This is a genomic window from Rathayibacter sp. AY1A7 (genome assembly GCF_002930845.1).
Lineage (GTDB): Bacteria > Actinomycetota > Actinomycetes > Actinomycetales > Microbacteriaceae > Rathayibacter.
The window spans coordinates 74,250-92,729 of sequence record NZ_PSTL01000008.1; the positions used below are offsets into that span (position 1 = coordinate 74,250).

The following is an 18,480-nucleotide window of genomic DNA, read 5'->3' on the forward strand; positions in this document are numbered from 1 at the left end:
ACGCGGGGTCAGCACGGCTTGATTCCCGGTACGCCGGTGTCGGTAGAAGCGGCGGAGACGTACCAGCCGTCACCCATGCGGTACCAGCGGTAATTGCCGACGACCTGCTTCCGGGACCAGTCGGAGTAGCAGTAGACGGTCACGTCGCCCCTGACCCAGTAACTGCTGCAGGTCTTCGAGCTGGAGTTGAAGTGCAGCGGGGACGAGTCGCTGTCCTCGGCGCACGAGTCGCTGGGGACGTTGATCACCCAGCTCGTCGGGGCCGGCGGAGGCCCGCTGGAGGCCTGCGACGTCGATTCCCCGCTGACCTGGCCCTCGGCGTCGAATGCCCGCGCCGTGATCGAGTGGTTCTCGTTGTACGCGTCGCCGATCGTCTCGGTTCCGCCGTTCAACCCGCCGTCTCGCCAGTTGCCGCCATCCGTCCGGATCTCGACGCGAGTGATCGCGCGTCCGTTCGACGGGGGTGTCGTCCAACTCAGAGTCACGCTCCTGGCGTTCGGGACCGCGTTGGTCTTCGGCGCGAAGACCGGGCCGAACGGAACGACCGTCACCGATTGGACCTCACCCAGTTCGCTGAGCTCGCCGGCGATCTCCGAGTAGGCACGCACTTCGAGCGTCTCGGGATTGCCGTTCGCCTGCACGCTGATGACCTGCCCGGGAACGGCTTCTCCCCAGTACCCCATCGTCGGGATCTTCAGGTCGTACTTGATCTCGGACGGCGACGCACCGTTGAGCTCCGTCGGCGGGTCGAAGGTGATGGACACCGTCTCGTCCCCCGGCGTTCCGACCAGGTTGCGGACCGTTCCCGGTGTACCGAAGGCGCGTCGGGTCGCGGAGTCGGTGCTGAACAGTGGATCCGTCTTCTTCGCATCCGTCGACTTGTTCTTCGCGGCTACCGAGAACGTGTAGCCCGACTCCGAGTTGTCGACCGTGATGTTCTGAGTGGTGATTCCGGCCGCGAGCTCGATCCTTTTGGTCTCGGCACCGCCCTTCTTCACCACGAGGGTGTAGCCGGTCAGCGCTTCCGCGTTCACCGTCGTCGGCGGGCTCCAGCTCACGGGGAGCTGCGTCTGAGTGCCCAGTTGCACCGAGGCACCGACCTGCGGCGCCGCCGGCGCACTCGGCGAGCCCGCGGGGCTCATCGACATCGGGCCCGACCAGTCGGAGGGCTCCGGGGAGCGGTTCGACGCCCGCACGGCGACCGTGTAGTTCGAGCCGTTCGTCAGCCTGGTGAGCTGCGTGGTCCGGGTACCGCCGGGCACCTCGAACAGGTCGTTGCCGGCCCCGCTGAGCTGCACCTCGTACCCCGTCACCGCGGACCCCGGGTTCGCCCCGTCGGCCCAGGTCACCGTGAGCGAGCCGTCGCCGTAGTCGAGGCTCGTGATCGTCGGGGCGCCCGGGCGGGCGTCCGGACGTGCCACGGCCGACGCGGGCGACGGGTCGGACTCGCCGATCTCGTTGGTCGCGGTGACCGTGAAGGTGTACTCGCGGTCGTTGGTGAGGTTCGCGATCGTGCAGGTGGTCGCCGCGCAGTCCTGGCCGCCCCCCGACCACTTCACCGTGTGCGTGGTGATCTCGGCGCCGTTGCTGGTGCCGTCGGACCAGCTGAGCACGACCGTCCGGTCCTGCACCGAGCTGACCGACGGCGTCCCCGGCGCGGCGGGCTTGCCCTGCACCGTGACGCGGATCGTGCCGAACACCCGGCGCTCGGCGTCGCCGGTGGCGTCCGCCACCTGGTAGCGCACCGTCATCGTGCCCACGAAGTCCGCGTTCGGCGTGACGACGACGGAGCCGCCCTGGGCGCTCGCCGTGCCGGTGTCGGCCCCGGAGTCCACGATCGGATCGTCGACCAGAGTCAGCGGCGTCTCGGGGAACGGGTTCACGTCGTTGGAGAGCACGTCGACCGTGGTCGGCCGGCCCTGGGGTGCCTTGGCGACGACGTCGTCGTTCGCGACCGTCAGCGGCCGGGTCGACGCGGTCACCCGCACGACCACCGAGCCCTGCACGGGCTGCGTGGTGCCGTCGGTCACGGTGATCGCCAGCGTCTCCTGCGTCCCCTTCGCGACCGACTCGTCGGCCGCGACGGAGAGCACCGAGCCCGACACGGAGGCGGTCATCCCGGTGGGCGCGCCCGAGACGCTGTAGCTCAGCTTCGCCAGGTCGCCCTTGTCCGGGTCGCTCGAGAGCGCCCGCAGATCCAGCGTCGACGCGTCCTCGCCGGCCGCGACCTCCATCGCTCCCCCGGCGAACGTCGGCGGCTGGTTCTCCGGCGGCAGCACCGTGATCGGGATGCTCAGCGTCGCCTTCACCCCGGCGGGGTCGTCGGGCCCCGTGCCGTCGGTGACCTCGAAGGTCAGGGCGTCCGAGCCGAAGTAGTCGGGGGCCGCGGTGTAGAGCAGGGTCGACTCGTCCCGGACGAGCACCCCGTCGGCCGAGTGCAGCGCCGACACCCGGTCGGCCTGCGTCAGCCGCACGGTCTTCCCCTCGGGAGCCACGACCCAGTCGGTCAGCGGGATCGTCGCCTGCTCGCCGGCCTTCACCTCGAGCGGCTCGACACCGGGCTTGAGCGAGGGGCCGGTCGAGCTGAGCGCCGGCACCCGGATGAAGGCGGTCGCCACCTGCGAGTCGGCATCGGTCGCCGTGTACGTGAGGAGCTGCGCCTCCTCACCGGGGGTCACGGTCACGACTCCGCCGGCCCCGACCACGGCTCCCGCCGGCTCGCCGGGCAGCGCCACCCGGAGCTCGCTCGCGACGCCGTCCGGATCCTCGTCGTTCTTCAGCACGGGCACCTCGACGGTCTGTGCCGTCGTGATCTGCGCGGTCGTGACCGTGTCGTCGCGGGCGATCGGCGGCAGCAGCGCCGCCTCCTCCGCCACCGTCACGAGCAGGCTGCCGACGGCGGTCGCGCCGCGCGGATCGCCGACCGTGTACTGGACGGCGTAGTCGCCCTCCGCCTCGGGAGTCGTCACCAGCACGCGGCCGGCCGACAGCCGTGCCGTCATTCCCTCCGGTGCGGTGAGGCCGTCCGCGACCAGCGAGAGCGTGTCGCCGTCGGGGTCGGTGTCGTTCGCGAGCACGTCGACGGCGATGCTGCGCGCAGGCTGCGCGGTCACGACGTCCTTGACGGCGTCCGGTGCCTGGTTCTCCGTCGACGCAGGCGCGATGCCGACCTGGATCGTCGCCGTGCCCCGCTTGCCGAGAGCGTCGCTCACCTCGTAGCGGAAGGTGTCGGTGCCGACCGAGTCCTCGAAGGCCGTGTAGGTGAGGTGATCCGCCCCGACCTCGTCGATCCGCCCCTTGCCGGGAGCGCTCGCCTGGCCGACGAGCGTCACGCTGTCGCCGTCCGGATCGATGCCGTCCAGCGGGATCGGGATCGAGACGGTCGTCCCCGAGAGCGTGCGCGCTTCGAGGTTCTCGGGCCGCGGCGGGGAGTTCGCCTCGCGGTTCATCGGCAGGATCTGGATGCTGACGTAGCCGGCGTCCTTCTGGCCCGAGGCGTCGATCGCCTCGTAGGTGACGTAGACCGTCTTCGCGGTGTCGCCCGCCCGGAACCGCACGCGGTCCTCCGAGACGAACGCGACGCCGTCGGCGGCGTCGGGCAGCGGTGCCACGAGGTCGGGCACCACCGTCAGCAGGCCGCCGCCGGGCGAGACGTCGTTGGCGAGCACGTCGATCGTGACGGTGTCGCCGACGCGCACGGCTGCCGAGTCGTCGGTCGCGATCGGCGGCTCGAGGGTCGCCGGAGCGGGTGTCGGCACCACCAGCACCTCGCCGGTCGTCATCCCGGTGCCGTTCGAGACGACGTAGCGGAAGGTCACCGGCTCGGTGATCCCCGGCTGATCCGTGACGCGGAGCACCTCGTGCTCGAGGATCGCCACCGCGACACCGGCGCCGGCGTCCACCTCCACCGAGGAGACGACGAGCAGCCCGCCGTTGGGATCGGAATCGTTCTGCAGCACGTCGACGAGCGCGGTGCCGCCCGAGGGCAGCAGCGCGACGTCGCGCACGGCGACCGGGTTCTTCGCCTCGCTGGTCGCCGGGAGGACGTCGACGCGGACGAGTCCCGGGGTCGAGTCCGGTCCGTCGCTCGCGCGGTACTGCAGGTAGTAGCTGCCGGGTGTCGGCGACGTGAAGGTGAAGGTCCCCGCCGTGTAGTCGGGGGTGACGGTCGCACCGGCGGGCTGCTCGACCTCGGCGAGCAGCAGGGGCGCGCCGGACGGGCTGAGGTCGTTGCCGAGCGGCGCGACCGTCGCGGTCTGATCCGCAAGGGTCGTCACGTGGTCCGGATTGGTCACGGGGACGGTCGAGCCGGGCGCGCGGACGTCCACGTGCAGCACCCCCGCGATCTCGTCGGTGCCGTCCGAGACGAGCAGGTCGACATCCTTCCGGCCGAGCTCGGCGCCGATCGCGTCGAAGGTGACGAGTCCATCGGCGGTCGAGCGCACCTGGTCGTCGCTGGTCGACGTCGCAGCGAGGAGGAAGAGCTCGTCGCCGTCCGGGTCGATCCAGTCCGGCAGCACGTTGTAGGAGACCGAGGCGCCCTGCTCCAGGAGGATCCGCCCCTCGCGCTTCTGCTCGGGAGGCGTGTTGCTGCCCGCCGGCGTCACGGTCAGCATGACGACGGCGTCCGCGGTCTGCCCGCGTCCGTCGTCGGCGGTGTACGCGAACGACGCAGACCCGCTCGCCTCCGGGGGCAGGGTGATCTGCAGGGCGCTGCCGCCGTAGATCGGCGACACCGCGCCCAGTGCGGGCTGCGCCCCGGTCACGGACGCGGTGAGCACGTCCCCGTCCGGGTCGCTGTCGTTGTCGAGCACCGGCAGGATGACGCTGCGCCCGGCGCGCACGCCGAACTCGTCGTCCACGGCGACCGGCGGAGTGTTCTCCTCCGACCGCTCCGGGATCGTGTCCTGCACCTGCTGCTGGGTGCTGGTGTTGTCGTCGTCCTTGGTGGCGTCGTCCTCCGGCGGCGTGACGTCCTCCCAGTCGGAGACCTCCTTCATGTCCTGGTTCACCAGCCAGACGGAGCCCACGGTCAGCTCGTTCAGCACGACCGCGCTGCGATTGACGCGGAAGACCGCCTGCCGGTCGGCGCCGAGGTCCGGCACCTCCTTCGCGACGTCGTCCGCGGTTCCGCCGCAGTCGCGCAGGTACCGCCCCGAGCCGGACCAGGCGGCGTAGGTGCAGCCGTTGACCCGGACCGGCGCGACGGCGGTTCCGGTCCCGCCGGAGTCCACCGTCCGTGCGGCCGAGCCGTCCAGCGGCTGCAGGAGCAGGGCGGCACCGGTCGAGATCGCGACGTCCTCGCCGCCCGTGCTCGGCTGCTGCAGCGTCAGCTCGTCCGCGACTCCGAGCTGCACCGGGTCGTCCCCGTCGATCGACACCGCGCCGCTCCCCGCGTCGAGGAGGACCGGGGTGGAGCCGACGGCGGTGATCGCCGGCGTCGCTCCCTCGGCGAAGCCGGAGACGGCGGAGGTCGAGGGGGCGCCGCCGGTGCGGACCGTGACGAGCTCCTGCTCGCCGGGCGAGTAGGCGAAGACCGTGCCGTCGGCCGCGACGGTGGCCGCCGCATCCGCGCCGAGCTCGGCCGTGGGCTCGTCGGCCTCGACGCTGAACGAGGCGAGCGCGTCGACGGCCCGCACCCAGAGCGCGCCGGTGGCGGCGTCGAGGATCGCCAGCACGCCGCCGCCGAGCACGACCGAGGAGTCGGCGGGCACGGCGACCGCCTCGCCGAGCGCGACCGACGAGGTGTCCACGAGCGAGACGGTCGCGTTGCTCTGGTCGTGGACGACGACGGCGCCCGCCTCCTGCGCGACGTCGAAGCTCGTCCCCTGGGTGCGCAGGGCCGCGTCGAGGACCTCGGAGGGATAGTTGAGCCGGCCCGCGAGCAGCGCGGTCGGCTTGGTCACCCAGACCCCGGCGTCGTTGAGATCCACGTCCTGGGTGGTCACCCCCTGGTAGAGCACGGCCATCGTCGAGACGACGAGCGCGGCGGCGGTCACCGACGCGACGGAGGCGGCGGAACGGGTGCGGCGGGACAGCCGTGAGAACACGCTCGGACCGTTCCTCTCGGGAGTGGGGGGCGGGGTCGTCCGGTCGACGGCGGGCCGTCCGGCGGAACGTGCCCATCGTGTCCGCCGTCCACTCCGGCCACCAGCCGTCAGTTGTCGCGGCACCCGTCCGGGGGTCACGGCGGGTGCCCGCCGAGGACCGGTGGCGAGCGTCCGCCGACGGCACCGCCGGGCCGGGTCCCGCGGAATCGCGCCGATCCTTAGCACTCCAGGACCGCGAGACCACGGATTGGGACGCGGTGTCGCTTCGCCTTGCGACGTCCCGGCGCGCATCGCACACTTCAGCCATCGATGCCGACCACCCGACGGCTCGCCTCTCCCCTGACGATCCAGGACGCCGATGCCCGCCGCCGTGAGCACCCTTTCCCGACCCCTCGAGTCAGCACCTCCCCTCGAGCCCCTCGCTTCTCCCGAGCCCCTCGCTCCCCTCGAGCCGGCCGCTCCCCTCGCCGTCGACCCCGTGCGCTCGATCTGCGTGATCGACGACCACGCCATCGTCCGGTCCGGCATCGCCGAGCTGCTGCGCGGGACCGACGACCTGCGTGCCGACGCCGTCGCCGCCACCGTCGCCGAGATCGAGGAGGACGCCGCGGACTTCGACCTCGTCATCCTCGATCTGCGACTCGGCGACGGCAGCGACGCCGGCGAGAACGTCTCCCGGCTGATGCGCCGCGGCACCCGCGTCCTGATCTTCTCGGCCGGCGACGACCCCGACTCCGTCCGCGCTGCGGCCAGGGCCGGCGCGCTCGGCATGGTGCGCAAGTCCGAGGAGGACTCCGTGCTCCTCGAGACGATCCGCTCGGCGGCGCACGGCGTCGCGGTCGCCTCGACCGACTGGGCCGCGGCCCTCGACGCGGACGTCGAGCTCGCCGACGCCGGACTCAGCGCCCGCGAGCGCGAGGTGCTGGCACTCTACGCCGCGGGCGAGAAGGCGCAGCGCGTCGCCTCCCTCACCGGTCTGTCCCGCGACACCGTCACCCACTACGTCGGGCGGATCCGCGCCAAGTACGCGCGGGTCGGCCGCCATGCGGGGACCAAGGTCGAGCTCTACATCCGCGCGATCGAGGACGGCCTGCTCGAAGGCCCGATGTGAGATCCGGAGCCGCGGCGGCGGAGGAGCCGAGCTTCGGCATCGGCGACCGGTTCGAGCGGATCTTCGTCGTCGCATTCAGCATCGGCGGCATCGCGTTCCACGCCGTCGCGGCGCTCGGCTATGCGGCCACCGCTCTCGGGATCTCCCCGCTCTGGGCCGTCGCCGCATCCGTTCTGGTGCTGCCCGCCCCGCTGGTCACCCTGCTCGTCGCGATGCGCGGCAGCCTCGACGCGGTGCGGACCGTGCTCCGCGCGCACGTCGTCCTGTTCGCCGTCCTCGCTCTCGCGCTGATCCCGGCCGTGCCGCCCGGGAGCGGCCCCGCCGCCACCTCCTGGCTGATCGACGCCGTGCCCGTGGCGATGACCGCCGCGGCCGTCGCCTTCCCCGCGCGCCTCGTGCCGCTCGCCGTGGCCGGCGTCTGCCTCCTGCTCTTCGCCGTCCGCGCCGCCACCTCGGGATCGCCCGTCGTGGCGATCGAGGAGGCGGTCGACATGGCGATGATCGGCACGGTCTTCGCGGGGCTCGCCCAGGCGGTCCTCGGCGCCGGCCGGTCGCTCGAGCGCGCGACGCGCGAGTCGGTGCTCGCGGCCGCCCGTGCCGCCGGCCGAGCGGGGCGGCGGAGCGAGCGCATCCGGGTCGGCGCGCTCGTGCACGACGAGATCCTCTCCTTCCTGCTCAACGTGGAGCAGATCAGCCACTCCGCCGAGCGCTCCCGAGCCGCGGCGCGGATCGCCCTCGCGCACCTCGCGGAGCTCCGGCGGACGGATCCGACGGGCCCGACCCCGAGCCGGGCGATGCTGACCGCGGGCGAGTTCGTGCGCGCCGCCTCCGTCCGGATCACCGAGGCCGCGCCGCTCGCCGTCCTCAGCACCCGGATCGCGGCGGGCGCCGTGGCCGTCCCCTCCCCCGTCGCCGACGCGCTCATCGACGCGACCGTGCAGGCCGCGCGGAACGCCGTGCAGCACGCCCGCTCGACGGACGGCGCCCCCGCCGCCGTCCGCGCGTCCCTCGCCGTCGACGAGCGCGGGCTCTCGATCGAGGTCGGCGACGACGGCGGCGGGTTCGTCGCCGCCGCCGTGCCGCAGAACCGGATGGGACTGACCACGAGCATCCTCGGCCGGGTGACCCAGATCGCCGGGGCGACCGCGCAGATCGCCTCCGAGGCGGGCACCGTGGTGCGGTTGGAGTGGCGCCGGTGACCCGCCCGCGCCGTCTCGAGCAGAGCGCCGACGTCTCCGACCTGCTCGGCTTCGGCGGCGGCCACGTCCGGGTGATCGGGCTCCTCTTCGTCGGCGCCAACGTCCTCCTCGCAACGCTGAACCTCGACTGGTCCCGCCGCCCCGCGCTCACGGCGGCGTCGGTGCTGATCGTCGCCCTCCTCGTCGCCCTGGTCGTCCGGCGCCCCCGCGATCCGCTCCCGCTCCCCGGCACCCTCCTGGTCGCGGCCGGCGCACCGGTCGCCTCGGCCCTGGGCTGGTGGGCCCTCGAGCCCACCGGCTGGGAGGGGAGCTTCGCCACCTGGTTCCTCGGCGGCACCGCGTTCCCGCTCTTCGCCCTCTGCCTCCGCGGGCGGATCCTCGCGGCGGTCGCGGGCCACCTCGCGGTCGGAGCCGTGACGCTCGCCTGCCTCCTCGGCAGCGGCCACAGCGCGCTCTTCGCCCTCGAGGCGATGTCGCGCTACGCGATCCTGCTCGTCTGCGGCGTCCTGTTCCGCCTCGGCCTGCGCTACGCCATCGGCCGGATGGGCGAGGTGCGGGCCGAGCGCGAGCGCCTCGCCACCGAGACGGCGGAGGCCGACGGCCGCTTCGCCGAGCGGGAGAAGCGCGTGCGGCTGGTCGCGGACCTCGCGGAGCCGCTCCTCGCGCGAGCGGCCGCCGGCGAGCCCTACTCCCCCGCCCTCGCACGAGACGCGGCCAACGTCGAGGCCGGCATCCGCGACGGGCTCCGCGCCTTCGGCCTCGTGCGCGACCCGCTGGTCGCGAGCGTCCGCGCCGCGCGGCTGCGCGGGGTCCAGGTGGTGCTCCTCGACGACTCCGACGGCGACCTCGACGAGTCCACCCTCGACCGCGTGGCCGCGACCGCCGCGCGCGCCTTCGAGCAGATCGGCTTCGGGCGCGTCACCGTGAGGCTGCTGCCGCCCGGCCGGGGCGCGGTCGCGACCGTCGTCGCCGATACCGAGCCGGGCCTGCACCTCGAGGTCCGCTAGGCGGCACGCCGCTCGCGGTCCTCGTCCGAGTACTGCACCCGCGGGTTGAGCGCGAGCGCGTCCCGGGCCGCCGCGCGCGCGAGGGTGATCGCCGCCGAAAGCCGGGGCCTGCGGACCGTGCCGGCGGTGCGCCCGTAGACGTCGACGTGCGCGAACGCCGGCGCCCAGGTCGGGCGGGGCCGGCGGTTGCCGATGGTGGCCGTGAGATGCAGGAACGCCTGTGCGGAGCCGAGCGCCGAGGCCGCGTCGACCCCCGGGGCGATCGAGGGCAGCGGCGCCGGAGCGGCCGACGTGACGGCCCGCAGCACCCGGAGGTCGGTGTAGGGCGGGATCACGGGCAGCGTCCTTCCCAGCACCGCCGGGCGCCGCGCGATCTCCTCGAGCGGCAGATCCTCCGTGAAGCCGAGCATGCGCTCCACGGTGTGCCGCGACCTCGGGTGGAACGACGTCGCCTGCGCGGCCCAGCCGACGTTCATCACCCAGAGCACCGGCAGATCGAGCGCGCGGGCGGTCCGCGCCAGCAGCACGCCCACCTCCGGGGTCGTCACCTCCGTCTCGTCGACGACCAGGTCCGCGCCGCGCGCGAAGCCGAGCGCCGTCTCCGGGAGCACACCAGCGGGGAAGACGTCGACCGTCGCGTCGGCGTCGAGCGCGAGCACCGACTCGCGGAACACCTCGGCCTTGTTCCGGCCCACCGCCGCCAGCGTCGCCCCGGGCACCCGGTTCGCGTTCTCCGGCTCGAAGACCTCCGGGTCGGCGACCGCGAACGAGCGCACGCCCATCTGCGCGAGCTTCAGCCCGAGCTGGAACCCGTCCCCGCCGACGCCCGCGAGCGCGATCCGCGCCGAGCACAGCGCCTCCTGCTCCGCCTCGCTCCAGAAGCCGAGGTTCCTGGCGAACCGGGGGGCCGTCACGTCGGTGCTCACGCCGCCAGCTCCTGCTCGTCGTCGATCCCGACCAGGATGTCGCGCGCCGTGAGGAGGCGGCCGGGCAGCCAGCGGCTGAGCCGCCTGATCGGCGGCACCTCGATCGCGATCGCGACGTTGTGACTCCGGTACGCGCCGATCCACCGCCGCTCGCCGATCCTCGTGGCGGTGAGCGAGAGGCGCAGCAACCGCTCGAGCACCGGATCGATCAGCCCGTAGGCGGAGCGCATCCCGGCCTCGTCGAGGAAGGCGAGGACTGCGGCGTACAGCTCCAGCACGCACGCGTGCTGCGCGGCCCGGTTCTCGTGCCGCGCGACGAGGCGCGAGACCTCGACGGAGGGCTCCGGTGCGGGGCTCGAGCCGAAGACCTCCGGCCAGTACCGCTCGACGGGGAGGCGGTCGTCGGTCACCGCGCGGGTCGCGCGACCCTTGACGATCAGGCGGAGAGCGGCGCGGATCCGCAGCTCGCCCGCACACTCCTCGACGACCGCGAAGGCGAGCGAGCGAGCATCGTCCTCGTCGGTCTCCCGGCCGTCGCTCCCGTGCTCGGCGGAGAGGAAGCCGGCCTCGTCGACGTAGATCTCGCGCCGCAGCTCGAGGAAGCGGCGGTAGGCCTCCTCGGCCCCTGGGACGGGGACGCCGCCCGAGGCGATCAGTCCGGTGGTCCGCCCGGTGGTGCCGGACGACGGTCGCTGCTGCACGTCTCGCATGGGGTTCTCCTCGACTCGGAAGCGTCTGTTCCGACGAGACCGATCGTGGAGAGCGGGCGGGCCGCGAAGAATGGGGACGTCTCCCCACGGGCAGAGGTGCCCGTCGGCTCAGGCGAGCTCGTCCACGTCGTCGAGGTCGACCGCGACCGAGCTGACCAGCGCGAGCAGCGCCTCCGCGTAGGCGTTCTCGGCGATCTCGTCCTCGAAGTCGCGCTGCTCGCCGGCGAGCTCGACGGTCACGGCGAAGCGCACCGGCCCGCCGGCCGCGACGCGGCGCAGCGAGCGGAACGTACCGCGGAGCAGCTCGCGCAGCTGGTCCTCGCGCGGCAGCCAGAGCGAGTCGTCGAGCGCCACGGAGTCGAGCGCCCACTCGGTCGTGCCGTTGAAGCCGAGCACCGTGCCGGTCTCGTACTCGTGCGCTTCGATCGTCATGTCGCTCACGGTGAAGACGTCGCCGTCGAACCCCTCGCGCTCGATGCGGAAGCGGTCGCCGGTGACCGGTGCCCAGCGCAGACCCGCGGTCCGCAGCGCCCTGGCCAATTCGAAGGAGATCATCTCCCGATCATGGCCCGCGTTCCCGGACGGAGGCCGCGAAGACGGGACCGCGGCCCCGATGTCGGTGGGTGAGTTTACGTTCATGAAACGTCCGGTTCACAGGCCGGGCACCCGCACTGCATAGCGTGGCTCACTGTGCCCCTTTCAGGGGCGAAGGGTCGCCGTCGCCGTGCGGTGACGCACCACCGCTCTCCGGAGCGGCGATCGAGAGGACCACCATGCCCGACTCCCCCGCACCCCTCGCGGACAGGCCTCGCGCCCGCACACCGAGGAGGCGCCTCGCCCTCGCGGCCCTCGCCGGTCTCGCCCTGGTCGCCACGCCGCTGGTCGCGACCCCCGCCACCGCGGCTCCGAGCGGTGACGAGCTGGTCATCAGCGAGATCTTCGCCCGCGGCGGCTCGGCCGGCGCGACCTACAGCAACCGCTTCGTCGAGCTCTACAACCCGACCGGCGCCGACGTCGCGCTCTCGGGCCTCTCGCTGCAGTACCGCTCGGCCACCGGCACGGCGAACCCGACGACGACCGTCGCGCTCACCGGCACCGTCCCCGCCGAGGGCCACTTCCTGATCGCCGGTGCGAGCAACGGCAGCAACGGCGCGCCGCTCCCCGCCGCCGACCAGACCGCGAACGGCCTCAACATCGCGGCCGCCGGCGGCACGCTCTTCCTGGTCGAGGGCACCGCGACCCTCGTCGCCCCGCCGACCGGCACCGCCGAGCAGCCCGACGCGGTCCTCGACCTGCTCGGCTACGGCACCTCCAACACCTTCGAGTCGGCGGCCGCCACCGCGCCGACGCTGACCGAGTCGATCGCGCGCGCCGACTCCGCGACCGGCGATACCGACTCCAACGCCGCCGACTTCACCGTCGGCGCGATGACCCCCGAGTCCGCCGGCGGCAGCACCCCGGAGCCGACGCCGGCGCCGACCGGGACGGCGACCCCCACGGCGACCCCGACCGCCCCGCCGACCACCGCGCCGACCGTCTCGATCGCCGAGATCCAGGGCACCGGAGCCGCGTCCCCGCTCGTCGGGCAGACCGTCACCACCACCGGCGTCGTCACCGCGCGCTACGCCACCGGCGGCTACAACGGCTACGTGATCCAGACCGCCGGCACCGGCGCGCAGACCACCGGCCGCACCGCCTCCGACGCCGTCTTCGTCTACTCCTCCGCCTCGGTCGGCGCGGTCGCGATCGGCGACAACCTGCGCATCACCGGCGCCGTCAGCGAGTTCAACGGCCTCACCGAGCTCACCCCGACCTCGGCCGCGACCGTCGAGAAGCTCGGCACCCCGGCCGTCGCGCCGATCGCGGCCGCCGTCGGCCTCCCCCGCACCGTCGAGGAGCGCGAGACGCTCGAGAGCATGCTGATCGCCCCGCAGGGCGCGTTCACCGTGACCGACACCTTCGACCTCAACAGCTTCGGCTCCGTCGGCCTCACCGCCGGCGACTCGCCGCTGCTGACCCCGACCGAGGTCGCCCGCCCTGGAACGCCGGAGCTGGCCGCGGTCGTCGCCGACAACGCCGCGCGCGCGATCGTGCTCGACGACGGCGCCTCGATCAACTTCCTCGGCGCCGCCGCGAACAAGGCGATCCCGCTGCCCTACCTCACCCTGACCGCGCCGATCCGCGTGGGTGCTCCGGCGACCTTCACCCGCCCCGTCGTCCTCGACTACCGCAACGGCGGCTGGGCCTTCCAGCCCACCACGCAGCTGACCGTCGAGAACGCCGGCGACGTGCAGCCCGCGACCTTCGCGAACACCCGGACCGCGAAGCCCGAGGCCGTCGGCGGCGACCTGTCGATCGCGTCCTTCAACGTGCTCAACTACTTCTCCACCACCGGCGACTCGATCACCGGCTGCACCTTCTACACCGACCGCGACGGCGACCCGGTCACGGTCAACAGCGGCTGCGACGCCCGCGGAGCGGCGAACGCCGACGACCTCGAGCGCCAGCAGGCCAAGATCGTGACCGCGATCAACACCCTCGGCGCGGGCGTCGTCTCGCTCGAGGAGATCGAGAACTCGGCCAAGTTCGGCAAGCCGCGCGACGAGGCCCTCGCCACCCTGACCGCCGCGCTGAACACGGCGGCCGGCTCCGAGGTCTGGGCCTACGTCCCCTCCCCCGCAGCGCTCCCCGCGCTCGCGGACGAGGACGTCATCCGCACCGCCTTCATCTACAAGAAGGCAGTCATCGAGCCGGTCGGCGAGTCCGTCGTGCTCAACGACACGGTGAACTTCTCGAACGCCCGCAAGCCCCTCGCCCAGGAGTTCCGCCTCCTCGGCGACAGCGCCAGCGAGTTCGTCGCGATCGTGAACCACTTCAAGTCGAAGGGCTCCGGATCCGGCGCCGACGCCGACCAGGGCGACGGCCAGGGCGCCTCGAACGCCTCGCGCGTGAAGCAGGCGACCGCCCTCGTCGCCTTCGCCGACCGCCTCCGCACCGAGAAGGCCACCGAGCTCGTCTACCTGCTGGGCGACTTCAACGCCTACTCGAAGGAGGACCCGGTGAAGGTGATCACCGACGCCGGCTACACCGACCAGGGTGCGAAGGACGGCAAGTACTCGTACTCGTTCGACGGCGCGGTCGGCTCGCTGGACCACGTCTTCGCCTCGCCCGCGGCCGACAGGACGGTCACCGGGGTCGACACCTGGAACATCAACAGCGGCGAGTCCGTGGCACTGGAGTACAGCCGCTACGACTACAACGCGACGATCTTCTACGACACCTCGGCGTACCGCTCCAGCGACCACGACCCGGTCGTCGTCGGCCTCGACCTGCCCGAGACCCAGACGGACCCGGAGCCCGAGCCCGTCACGGTCATCGACGTCGCGACCACCGCCTCCACCAAGCGCCTCGCCGTCGTGCGGACGCTGACGGTGTCGGCGGTGAACAACGGCGACGAGACGGTCTCGATCGAGATCACGACGGCGTACGGCAGCAAGACGAAGAAGACGGTCAAGCCCGGCCAGTCGTTCACGGTGAAGACCGTGACCGTCTTCAAGCCCATCAAGGCCGGCACGGCGACCATCGAGGTCACCGCGCCCGACGGCACCGAGCGCGTCTACAAGCAGGCGTACCGCGGCGCCTGATCCCGCGCGACCCCTGATCTCGGCGAGCTCCGGCTCCTAGAGTTCGGGGATGCCCGAGGGAGACAGTGTGCACCGTCTCGCCGCCCGCCTCAGGCGGGCGGCGGACGGTCGCACCGTCCTCGAGGGCGAGCTGCGCTCCGGGGACGCGGCCGGCACTTCCCTCGCCGGGCTGAGGATCCTCGAGCACGACACCCACGGCAAGCACCTCCTCACCCGCTTCTCCGGCGGAACGACCCTGCACACCCACCTGCGGATGCAGGGCTCCTGGACCGTGACCGCTCCCGGCCGAGCGGTCCCCCGCTCGGTGCAGAAGGACGTCCGCGTCCGCCTCCGCCTCGACGACGACTCGACCGTGTGGGGCATCGACCTCCCGGTCGTCGAGCTCCTCGCCACCCGCGACGAGCCGCGCGCCGTCGGGCACCTCGGGCCCGACCCGCTCCGCGCGGACTGGGACGCCGACGAGGCCGTCCGGCGCCTCTCCCGCCTCCCGGACCGGCCCGTCGTCGCCGCACTCCTCGACCAGCGCTGCCTCGCGGGTCTCGGCAACCTCTGGGCCAACGAGGTCTGCTTCCTCCGCGGGGTCTGGCCCTGGCGGCCGATCGGCTCCCTCGACGTCTGCGCCCTCGTGGCGACCGCGGCGAGAGGCCTCCGCGCCTCCGTCACGATCCCGGGGATGTTCCAGACCACCACCGGTGAAACTCGCCGCGGCGAGCGGCACTGGGTCGCGGGGCGCGCCGGGCGCCCGTGCCTGCGCTGCGGCACGACGGTGCTCGTCCGCGACGAGGTCCGCGACGACCCCGAGCAGCGCCGCACCTGGTGGTGCCCGCACTGCCAGCCGGAGCAGGCGACCGCCGCCTGAGCCCGCGTACCGCCGCCTGAAGCCCGCGTACCGCTGCCGACGGCCCGTGCGTAGGCTGGCCGCATGACGAACGAGTGGGGAACTCCGGATCCGTCCGCCCGGCGAGACCGGTCCGCGGAGGTCGTCCCGGCGGCCGCCTCCGGCGAGGAGGTGGAGACCGCCCGCGTCGAGGACGCCGAGCGCGCGCTCGCTGTGCGCGAGGTCAAGCGGCGCCGCGACTTCCTGGGATCGGTCGGCGGATGGGCGAGCGTCTCGGCGATCACGACCGCCGTCTGGGTCGGCACAGGGGCCGACGGCTACTTCTGGCCGATCTGGCCGATGATCGGGATCGGGATCGGCGTCGTCGGCCAGGCCGCGTCGATCTGGGGTCCCGCCCGCAAGGAGATCACCGAGGCGGACATCGCCGCCGAGATGCAGCGCCGGGAGAAGCGCGGCCGCTGATCAGTCCAGGCGGCCGACCGAGGTGACGCGGACGACGGCCGCACCCTGCTCGTCCGACTCGGCGAGGTCGACGGTCGCCGAGATCCCCCAGTCGTGGTCGCCGGCCGGATCGTCGAGGATCTGCCGCACGAGCCACTGCGTCGGCTCCTCCGTGACGAGCAGCATCTTCGGCCCCCGGGCGTCGGGCCCGATGCCGATGCTGTCGTGCTCGTCGTAGTAGTCGTCCAGCGCGGCGCCCCACGCGTCGGCGTCGAAGCCGGCGGCGGCGTCGAGCTCGCCGAGCGCCTCGTGGTCGTCGAGGGCGGCGAGGGTCACCCGGCGGAACATCTCGTTGCGCACCAGCACGCGGAAGGCGCGGTGGTTCGCGGTGAGGCGGCGCGGAGCGGGCGGCACGATCGCCTGGTCCGCCGCGTGGAGCGCCGGATTGACCAGCTCCTCCCACTCGTCGACCAGCGAGGAGTCGACCTGGCGCACGAGCTCGCCCAGCCACTCGATCAGGTCGTGCAGCTCCTCGTTCTTCAGCTCGTCGGGGATGGTCTGCCGGGCCGCGCGGAACGCGTCGGACAGGTAGCGCAGCACCAGTCCCTCCGAGCGGGAGAGCTTGTAGAAGGCGGTGTACTCGCCGAAGGACATCGCCCGCTCGTACATGTCGCGCACGACCGACTTCGGCGAGAGCTCGAAGTCCTTCACCCACGGCTGCGCCGCGGTGTAGGTCTCGAAGGTCGCGTCGAGGAGCTCCTCGAGCGGCTTGGGGTGCGTGACGGACTCGAGCAGCTCCATCCGCTCCTCGTACTCGATCCCGTCGGCCTTCATCGCGGCGACGGCCTCCCCGCGGGCCTGGAACTGCTGGGCCCCCAGGATCGGGCGCGGGTCGTCGAGGGTCGCCTCGAGCACCGAGATCACGTCGAGCGCGAAGCTCGGCGACTCCGGGTCGAGAACGTCGAACACGGCCAGCGCGAACGGCGAGAGCGGCTGGTTGAGCGCGAAGTTCGGCTGCAGATCGACGGTCAGGCGGATGCGGGTCACGCCGTCGGCGCCGACGCTCTGCTCGACCACTCCTGCCTCCCGCAGCGTCCGGTAGATACCGAGCGCCCGGCGGGCGAGCTGCAGCTGCCGCTTCCACGGCTCGTGGTTGTCGAAGATCAGGGCGTGCACGTTCGCGTAGGCGTCGCCGCCGCGGGCGATCACGTTCAGCAGCATCGCCGAGGTGATCGTCATGTGCGAGGTCAGCGTCTCGGGCTCCGCGTCGACGAGCTTGCGGAAGCTCGGCTCCCCCCAGCTGACGAAGCCCTGCGGCGCGCGCTTGGCGACCCACTTCCTCCGCTTCTTCGGGTCGTCGCCCATCTTGTCGAGAGCCTTCCGGTTCTCGGACTCGTGCTCGGGGGCCTGCACGACCACGGTCCCGGCGGTGTCGTACCCGGCGCGACCGGCGCGGCCGGCGATCTGGTGGAACTCGCGGGCCGAGAGCTGGCGGGTCCGGGTGCCGTCGTACTTGGTCAGCGCGGTGAGCAGCACGGTACGGATGGGGACGTTGATGCCGACGCCGAGGGTGTCCGTGCCGCAGATCACGCGCAGCATGCCCTGCTGGGCGAGCTGCTCGACCAGGCGGCGGTACTTCGGCAGCATGCCCGCGTGGTGCACGCCGATCCCCAGCCGGAGCAGCCGGGAGAGGGTCTTGCCGAACGCGGTGGTGAAGCGGAAGCCGCCGATCACCTCGGCGATGCGGTCGCGGTGCTCGCGGGTGGCGATGTTCGCGCTGGTGAGCGCCTGCGCGCGCTCGAGAGCGGCCGCCTGCGAGAAGTGCACGACGTAGACCGGCGACTGGTTCGTCGAGAGCAGCTCCTCGATGGAGTCGTGGATCGGCGCGATCTCGTAGAAGTAGTGCAGCGGCACCGGGCGCTCCACGCCGGTGACCCGGGCGGTCTCCCGGCCCGTACGGCGGCTGAGGTCGGCGGCGAGCGCCGTCACGTCGCCGAGGGTGGCCGACATCAGCACGAACTGCACGTGCGGGAGGGTGAGCAGCGGCACCTGCCAGGCCCAGCCGCGCGCCGGGTCCGCGTAGAAGTGGAACTCGTCCATCACGACCTGGTCGACCGGGGTGTCCTCGCCGTGCCGGAGCGCGAGGTTCGCGAGGATCTCGGCCGTGCAGCAGATGATCGGCGCGTCGGCGTTCACCGAGGAGTCGCCGGTGACCATCCCGACGTTGGAGGCGCCGAAGACGTCGACCAGCGCGAAGAACTTCTCGGAGACGAGCGCCTTGATCGGCGCCGTGTAGAAGCTGCGGCGTCCGGAGGCGAGCGCCGCGGCGTGCGCGCCGATCGCGACGAGCGACTTCCCGGTGCCGGTGGGCGTCGAGAGGATCAGGTTGGAGCCGGAGGCGATCTCGAGCATGGACTCGTCCTGCGCCGGGTAGAGCGGGAGGCCGCGCGACTCCGCCCACTCGGTGAAGGCCAGGTAGACCGCGTCGTCGTCGACGCGCCCGTCCGCGTCGGGCGTCGGCATGCGGTCGAGCAGCGTCGAGGTCATCCCCCCA

At 72.8% G+C, this 18,480-nt stretch carries 11 protein-coding genes; 6 read left to right on the forward strand and 5 right to left on the reverse strand.

The window, feature by feature from the left end; all coding sequences use genetic code 11:
• Nucleotides 1-8: 8 nt before the first annotated feature.
• Nucleotides 9-6,050 carry an Ig-like domain-containing protein gene (locus C5B95_RS08495; RefSeq protein ID WP_146076546.1) on the reverse strand — a complete coding sequence of 2,014 codons (6,042 nt, stop codon included), beginning with the start codon at nucleotides 6,048-6,050 and terminating at the stop codon, nucleotides 9-11.
• 370 nt (nucleotides 6,051-6,420) lie between these two features.
• Between C5B95_RS08495 and C5B95_RS08500 the strand changes: the two genes are divergently transcribed.
• Genes C5B95_RS08500 through C5B95_RS08510 form a run of 3 tightly spaced genes read left to right on the forward strand, consistent with a single transcriptional unit; the run spans nucleotide 6,421 to nucleotide 9,367 of the window.
• Nucleotides 6,421-7,161 carry a response regulator transcription factor gene (locus tag C5B95_RS08500; RefSeq protein WP_104317710.1) on the forward strand — a complete coding sequence of 247 codons (741 nt, stop codon included), beginning with the start codon at nucleotides 6,421-6,423 and terminating at the stop codon, nucleotides 7,159-7,161.
• A complete protein-coding gene (locus tag C5B95_RS08505; RefSeq protein ID WP_104262873.1) occupies nucleotides 7,158-8,360 on the forward strand; it encodes a hypothetical protein in 1,203 nt (400 codons plus the stop codon). The genes C5B95_RS08500 and C5B95_RS08505 overlap by 4 nt, the downstream gene beginning before the upstream one ends.
• Nucleotides 8,357-9,367: a hypothetical protein gene (locus C5B95_RS08510; protein WP_104308094.1), complete on the forward strand. Its 1,011-nt coding sequence runs from the start codon at nucleotides 8,357-8,359 to the stop codon at nucleotides 9,365-9,367. The genes C5B95_RS08505 and C5B95_RS08510 overlap by 4 nt, the downstream gene beginning before the upstream one ends.
• Here the strand turns inward: C5B95_RS08510 and C5B95_RS08515 are convergent.
• The 3 genes from C5B95_RS08515 to C5B95_RS08525 form a co-directional block, all read right to left on the reverse strand.
• A complete protein-coding gene (locus tag C5B95_RS08515) occupies nucleotides 9,364-10,293 on the reverse strand; it encodes a ThiF family adenylyltransferase (protein ID WP_104267529.1) in 930 nt (309 codons plus the stop codon). The two genes, C5B95_RS08510 and C5B95_RS08515, sit on opposite strands and share 4 nt — an antisense overlap.
• Nucleotides 10,290-11,003: a hypothetical protein gene (locus tag C5B95_RS08520; RefSeq protein WP_104348938.1), complete on the reverse strand. Its 714-nt coding sequence runs from the start codon at nucleotides 11,001-11,003 to the stop codon at nucleotides 10,290-10,292. The genes C5B95_RS08515 and C5B95_RS08520 overlap by 4 nt, the downstream gene beginning before the upstream one ends.
• Before the next feature lie 108 nt (nucleotides 11,004-11,111).
• Nucleotides 11,112-11,558: a hypothetical protein gene (locus C5B95_RS08525; RefSeq protein ID WP_104222265.1), complete on the reverse strand. Its 447-nt coding sequence runs from the start codon at nucleotides 11,556-11,558 to the stop codon at nucleotides 11,112-11,114.
• Between the two features lie 218 nt (nucleotides 11,559-11,776).
• On the opposite strand from C5B95_RS08525, the gene C5B95_RS08530 reads away from it, so the two are divergent.
• From C5B95_RS08530 to C5B95_RS08540, 3 genes are all read left to right on the forward strand, one after another.
• Nucleotides 11,777-14,647, forward strand: coding sequence for an ExeM/NucH family extracellular endonuclease (locus C5B95_RS08530; RefSeq protein WP_104267527.1), 2,871 nt, complete (start codon nucleotides 11,777-11,779; stop codon nucleotides 14,645-14,647).
• Between the two features lie 49 nt (nucleotides 14,648-14,696).
• Nucleotides 14,697-15,506 carry a DNA-formamidopyrimidine glycosylase family protein gene (locus C5B95_RS08535; protein ID WP_104348939.1) on the forward strand — a complete coding sequence of 270 codons (810 nt, stop codon included), beginning with the start codon at nucleotides 14,697-14,699 and terminating at the stop codon, nucleotides 15,504-15,506.
• A 63-nt stretch (nucleotides 15,507-15,569) separates the two neighbouring features.
• Nucleotides 15,570-15,947, forward strand: a complete 378-nt coding sequence (locus tag C5B95_RS08540; RefSeq protein WP_104222259.1) for a 2TM domain-containing protein — start codon at nucleotides 15,570-15,572, stop codon at nucleotides 15,945-15,947.
• Here the strand turns inward: C5B95_RS08540 and C5B95_RS08545 are convergent, their stop codons facing one another.
• Nucleotides 15,948-18,473 carry an RNA helicase gene (locus tag C5B95_RS08545; protein WP_104348940.1) on the reverse strand — a complete coding sequence of 842 codons (2,526 nt, stop codon included), beginning with the start codon at nucleotides 18,471-18,473 and terminating at the stop codon, nucleotides 15,948-15,950.
• Nucleotides 18,474-18,480: the final 7 nt, after the last annotated feature.

Bases quoted from the DNA above. Each gene is read 5' to 3' on its own strand.
- C5B95_RS08520 (WP_104348938.1), bottom strand. From the start codon at position 11,003: ATGCGAGACGTGCAGCAGCGACCGTCGTCCGGCACCACCGGGCGGACC.
- C5B95_RS08525 (WP_104222265.1), bottom strand. From the start codon at position 11,558: ATGATCTCCTTCGAATTGGCCAGGGCGCTGCGGACCGCGGGTCTGCGC.
- C5B95_RS08530 (WP_104267527.1), top strand. From the start codon at position 11,777: ATGCCCGACTCCCCCGCACCCCTCGCGGACAGGCCTCGCGCCCGCACA.
- C5B95_RS08535 (WP_104348939.1), top strand. From the start codon at position 14,697: ATGCCCGAGGGAGACAGTGTGCACCGTCTCGCCGCCCGCCTCAGGCGG.
- C5B95_RS08540 (WP_104222259.1), top strand. From the start codon at position 15,570: ATGACGAACGAGTGGGGAACTCCGGATCCGTCCGCCCGGCGAGACCGG.
- C5B95_RS08545 (WP_104348940.1), bottom strand. From the start codon at position 18,473: ATGACCTCGACGCTGCTCGACCGCATGCCGACGCCCGACGCGGACGGG.